Source organism: Mesorhizobium sp. WSM4814 (assembly GCF_055811595.1).
This window is the reverse complement of record NZ_JBVVQT010000061.1, coordinates 1-1,826: the sequence shown is the minus strand read 5'-3', so window position 1 is coordinate 1,826 and position 1,826 is coordinate 1. Positions and strand designations below refer to the sequence as shown.

General features: G+C 61.8%; 1 protein-coding gene. It reads left to right on the top strand.

Annotated elements, in window-relative coordinates; genetic code table 11:
- Window positions 1-375: 375 nt before the first annotated feature.
- Window positions 376-1,826: winged helix-turn-helix domain-containing protein (locus AC0L2V_RS32135; protein ID WP_473522181.1), on the top strand; the 1,451-nt coding region annotated here is incomplete at its 3' end.

The window sequence follows — 1,826 nt, the reverse complement described above, 5'->3', positions numbered from 1 at the left end:
TTCCGGGCGGTGCTTTCGGTGATGTTCCGTGAACTTCCTGACACGGTCCGCTGCATCTGCGTCTCGCGCACGCTGCCTCAGGAGGAACTGGGCGACCTCGTTCTCAAGGGCCAGATGGCCATCGTAGACAGGTTGGCGCTCGAATTCTCGACAGCGGAAGCGCGCGATTTCGTCAAGCTGCGGTCGAAGAACGGCGCCATTTCAATTGACGTCGAATCGGCGCGCGGCTGGGCGATCGGGCTGGTTCTCCTCGCCGATCACAGCTCGGCGGTCGAACCTAACGACACGAACGAAACGGTTTTCGGCGGACCGAATGCACTGTCGGATGTTCTCGGCCGCCATTTCTTCCTTTCCCTTCCCGCCTCCGACCAGGAAATGCTCCTGAAGCTGAACCTGCTGCCCGAGATCAGCTCCGAGCTGGCGGACGTGATGATAGGGTCGGACGAAGCGGGCAAGCTGCTCGACAGGCTCTACAGGCGGCAGTTGCTGGTCACGCGCTTGGAAAACAGCCGCGACACCTTTTACCTACACGATCTTTTGCGGGACTTTCTTGACCGGCGCTTCGCACAGCACGTGGTCAAGGAAGAGCAGCAATCGCTTAGGCGAAAGGCGGCGAAGGTCCTTGCGGAGGCCGGTCGTCCTGACGAAGCAATACACCTCGCCTTGCAGGCCCAGGACTGGGACCAAGCGAGCGAGCTGATATTGAGCCGCGCGGAGGCCGTGCTGGCGCAAGGAGGCCGGGCGACCTTCATCGAATGGTGCGGCCGGTTACCGGAAGCGTTCATGAACGGCTGGCATTTCTATTGGCTGGGCGTGGCCCACATGCCGGACGACGCTGCGGCGGAGCGCTGGCTGTCGAGAGCATGGCAAGCATTTGGTGAGGCCGACGATCTGCGCGGTCTATGTCTCACCGTGTCGCGCGCCGTCTTGGTCAAGACGGCCAGTTGGCGCACCTACGAAGGCCTTTCCATGTGGACCCGCCGGGCGTTCGAGCTGATCGAACGCGGCCTCCCGGAACTGCCTCCCGAGGAAGCGATGCTGGTGCGCATTGGCATGATGCGGGCGCTGAACTTCGGCGACGACTACTACCGCAGCAGCCCAGCCGGACAAGCACTGGAAGCTGAACTCCTTGAGCGCTTGACCAGGAACCCCGGGCACGATCCGAGCGGATTGCGATTGCTTGCGAGCGAAACGCTGATCGATCTTTCGGTATCCACCATGCGCGCCGATCTGTTCACCAAGGCCGTCGACAGCGTTGTTGAGGACTTGAGTGACAAGCAGGTGCTGCCTTGGATCCTCGGCATGTGGCTGGTCGCCTTTGGCGCGGAGAGTGGTCGTTATTTTCCCTACAAGAGAAGGAATTTTCCCTATCCGTCGGCCGAAGCCGCGTTGCGGGAGGCGATCGCGATTGGCGAGCGCGAGTCGCTCAAGGGTGTGGAGTTCGGTGGCCTGTATCATCTTCAGATGCAGATGAAGTTCCGCAACGATTTTGCGGAGTTCCACCAAGTGGTCGGGCGACTGGCCGAGATCGCCGATAGCCGCTTCACCACACAGGTCGCCGTCGTCGCCGATTGCCACGCCGCGCTTCATGCCAGGCAAGGCGATTTCGCAGCTGCCTATGAGGATTGCGAGCGCTTCATGGCGGCCATTGAGGCCGCCAATGAGCCCATGATCGAGCGCTGGCCGCACTATATCACGAAGTTCCAGGTGCTGCTGGCGGACAGGAAGCCTCGCGAAGCCGCTGCGCTTCTCAGCGACCTGCTGCCGCGGCTGGATGGCGGCGCTCGCAAACGGACCGAGATATGCATTCTTGCAGCGGCCGCGCT